3 protein-coding genes are annotated in these 3882 nt (G+C 25.0%); 2 read left to right on the top strand and 1 reads right to left on the bottom strand.

Annotated features, from left to right (window positions below):
• Positions 1 to 253: 253 nt before the first annotated feature.
• Together MBFIL_RS02965 and cas4 are read left to right on the top strand one after the other, a co-directional pair.
• A complete protein-coding gene (locus tag MBFIL_RS02965; protein ID WP_066971340.1) occupies positions 254 to 1543 on the top strand; it encodes a homoserine dehydrogenase in 1290 nt (429 codons plus the stop codon).
• Positions 1544 to 1856: 313 nt separating this feature from the next.
• Positions 1857 to 2681, top strand: a complete 825-nt coding sequence (cas4, locus tag MBFIL_RS02960; protein WP_066971338.1) for a CRISPR-associated protein Cas4 — start codon at positions 1857 to 1859, stop codon at positions 2679 to 2681.
• 482 nt (positions 2682 to 3163) lie between these two features.
• Here cas4 and MBFIL_RS10765 read toward each other — a convergent pair.
• A partial coding sequence (locus MBFIL_RS10765) for a hypothetical protein (protein ID WP_169805495.1) occupies positions 3164 to 3882 on the bottom strand: 719 nt, incomplete at its 5' end.

The raw sequence follows: 3882 nt of genomic DNA, 5'->3' as shown, positions 1-3882 counted from the left end.
AAAAAATAACAAAAATAGTATAAAAAATAACAAAAATAGTATAAAAAATAACAAAAATAGTATAAAAAATAACAAAAATAGTATAAAAAATAACAAAAATATAATTGTATAATTTAAATTATTAAAATTAAAGTTAAATATAATAGCTTATATAAATTAAATGATATTTAAAAATTACATTAATTTAATTTAATTTAATTTATTAGTAATATTAATTTTAGCAATATTACTAATCCATATTAGAGGAATATAAATGGAAAAAGATGAAATAAACATTGGACTTGTTGGATTCGGTACAATTGGTGCTGGAGTAGTTGATATATTTAATAAAAATCAAGCATTATTGTCACTAAAAGCAGGCAAAACTGTTAATTTAGCAAAAGTAGCTGATTTGGACATAACCAGTGATCGTGGAGTGAAAGTTGCTCCAGGACTATTAACTGATGATGTTAATGAAGTTTTAGAAAATGATGATATTGACATAGTTATTGAGCTTATTGGAGGATATGAACCTGCAAAAACCTTTATTTTAAAAGCACTTAATAATAAAAAACATGTTGTATCAGCAAATAAAGCTTTAATAGCTAAACATTGGGAAGAGTTAATGAATGTTGCAGAAGAAAATGATGTTAGAATCTCATTTGAAGCTAGTGTTGGTGGAGGAATTCCACTTCTTGCACCATTAAACGAAGGATTATCTGCTAATAAGATCGAGTCAATTTATGGAATAATGAATGGAACAGCTAATTACATTCTTACAAAAATGTCAGAAGAAGGTTCCGAGTTCAATGATGTTTTAAAAGAAGCACAAGATAAAGGTTATGCTGAAGCAGACCCTACATTTGATATTGAAGGACATGACACTGCTCAAAAACTTATAATTTTATCTAAACTTGGATTTGGAAAATATGTACCTCAAGAAAATTTTCATGTAGAAGGTATAAGTAAAATAACACCTAAAGATATTGAATTTGCAAAGAATGAACTTGGTTACTCTTTAAAGTTACTTGGGATAGCCAGAAAAATAAATAATGACCTCGAAATTAGAGTTCATCCAACATTTATACCACAAACACATCTTTTAAGTTCTGTAAACGATGTTTTCAATGCTGTATATCTTGTTGGTGATTTTGTCGGACCAGTTATGTTGTATGGTCAAGGAGCTGGAAGGAATGCAACAGCAAGTGCAGTAGTTGGTGACTGTCTTGACATAATATTTAATGAAAATAAAAGAATTAGCTATGGTCCAGTAGACTCACAAGTAAACAATGTTAGACATGTACATGAACTTGACTCAAAATATTATATTCGCTTAAGTGCATTTGACAAACCTGGAGTTCTTTATGAAATATCTGGAATATTAAGCAAACATAGTATAAGTATTGAATCATTAAATCAAAAAGGAAATAAAGGAGATATTCAAGTTCCAATTATCATAATAACTCATACTGCAAAAGAAGGTAATGTTAATAAAGCTATTGAGGAAATAAACAATTTAAGTGATGTTAGAGATGAAATTATATTAATTAGAATATTGGAATAAGTTCCTGTAATAGCGTTTAATTAAGTACAAAACATAAAAAACAATTATTTAATAAAATTCTATTTTTCAATTATTAAAGAACAATTTTAAGATATTGATTAAAATAGAATCATTCTTCTATTTTTCAAAATGTAAATTAAATATAATTATAACAATATTCACATTCTTTTTAAAAATTGATTTAAGTCTTAAAATAAATATATATTTAAGTAGTAATAATATTATATAATATAGTAATAATAATACTAAATAGCTATTATTTATTACTAAAAAATTTATTAAAACTATTAAATATATATGTGAGGTTTAAAATATGATAAGTATATCATCAATAAAAGAATTTGCATTTTGCCCATTAAAATTGTATCTTAGAAATCAATTAGATGAAGAAACACGGAATAATATTAAAGTAAATAAAACAATTAAGCAAATAAGAGTTGATCTTCAAGATTTACTTCAAAGAAATATTAGAAGTTCCACTAAAGGCATGAGTATTGAAGAAATAAGCAAAAATTTAAGTAGGAATATTTTAGAAACCATAGAATCATTAATGATACCATTAAAAAAAGATGATTCCCTATTAAACAGCGAATTAGAAGAAATTAAAGAAGATTTAATAAAAGAAACAAGGTTTAATGTGAATTTCTTAGCATTAAAATCTAAAAAAGCAATGACTGCACTTGATAAAGATGGAACAGATATAACAGAAATGTTTTTCCCAACATCAATGTATAGCTATTTAATAAGAGATAATACCTTAGAAATAATAGGTACTTGTGATAAAATAGAAATTGTAGATGGCAGATATTATCCAGTTGATATAAAAACGACTAATCCTCCATTACAAGGCGTTTGGGATAGTGATGCTATAAAACTCGTTGCAAATGCGATGTTAATAGAACAAGAATTTGATACTGAAGTGTTTGTAGGATTTATAGATTATATAAAAATAGCTGAAAGGCGTCCTGTTATAATGGACTCTAAACTTAGAAAAGAACTATTTAAAACTATTCACAACATAAAAGAAATCCTTGAAGAAGGCGCGATTCCAGAGGTTTCAATAAACATACATAAATGTGAAAAATGTGAATATAAAGAGTTATGTCACACAGAAAGAGAAGCTTATGATTTAACTTAAAATAGCTATTTTAATCTTTATTTAGCTATTTAATTAGTATACTCAAATAATAAACCATATAATGAATAGATTAATTAATAAAAATAAAACTTATAGTAGAAAACCAATTTTTTGGCAATATTAATAAATTCCAATAGCTTATTTTATTCTCTTATTGGAAATAAAGACATATTAACATGGATGTGCAGAAATTATTTTTAAAAATAGATATTTGATTAAAATAGCTTAAAATTTATTTAAAGTATTGATTATTATGATTTTATATTAAAATACATGATTATAATGTTTAAATTAGTAAATAATTCATATTCATTGTTTTAAAATTAAATTAAAGAGTTGAAGAATAATAAAAATTAAATATTTAAAAATGATTATTTTTGATAGCTATGAAATAGCTGTTAATAATTGGTTGAAATAAATATATACATTTAATATAGTGAATTGGGAAAATAATAAATTTCCCAGTTCTCAGTTTAATGTGTTTAAATGTTTATTTTTTTCTTTTTAGGAGTGTATTTTAAAATAGCTATTCCTTTTTTATTGGTTTTTACTTTTCCAACATATTTTCCAGCAACATAAAATTTAACATACTTTCCAGCTAAAGGTTTTCCTTTTGCATCAGTTAATTTAGATTTTAGTTGAACAGTCTTGCCATATAATGTTTTTGCTTTGTATATTTTAATAATTGTTTTTTTAGCTTTAGCATTGTATGTGTATGTTTTAGAAAGGTTTTTATAATTTTCGTCTCCTGCAAAAGTTATTTTAAGTTTATTTGATGCTTTAAGTGTTGTTTTAATAGTTATCTCGCCTTTACTATTTGTTTTGTATTTTCCTACTTTTTTGTTATTAATATATATTGTAAAGATTTTATTGGTTAATACTCTGTTTTCAATGTCAGTAGCTTTAATTTTTATTGTTTTCTTATCGCCTACATTGCCTGAGGGTGTTTTAACTGTTAATTTAATAGTATTTTTATTTATGGTTATTGTTGAGTTAGGTGAGTGTGTTGGAGGGTAGGTGCCAGATTCATCGTTGATTGATACGTAATATTGAATTTTGCCTGTTTTTGTTGGAGTATAATTGAAGTAGGATATGCCTTTTACATCAGTTTTATTAGTTCCCACGAATTTACCTTCAACATAGAATTTAACAGTGAGTCCTTGTATAGGTTTACCAGTGGTAGTGTCAGTTATTTTAGCTT

Source organism: Methanobrevibacter filiformis (genome assembly GCF_001639265.1).
Lineage (GTDB): Archaea > Methanobacteriota > Methanobacteria > Methanobacteriales > Methanobacteriaceae > Methanacia > Methanacia filiformis.
The sequence above is the reverse complement of the archived record's forward strand: the minus strand, read 5'-3'. Positions and strand labels throughout refer to the sequence as shown.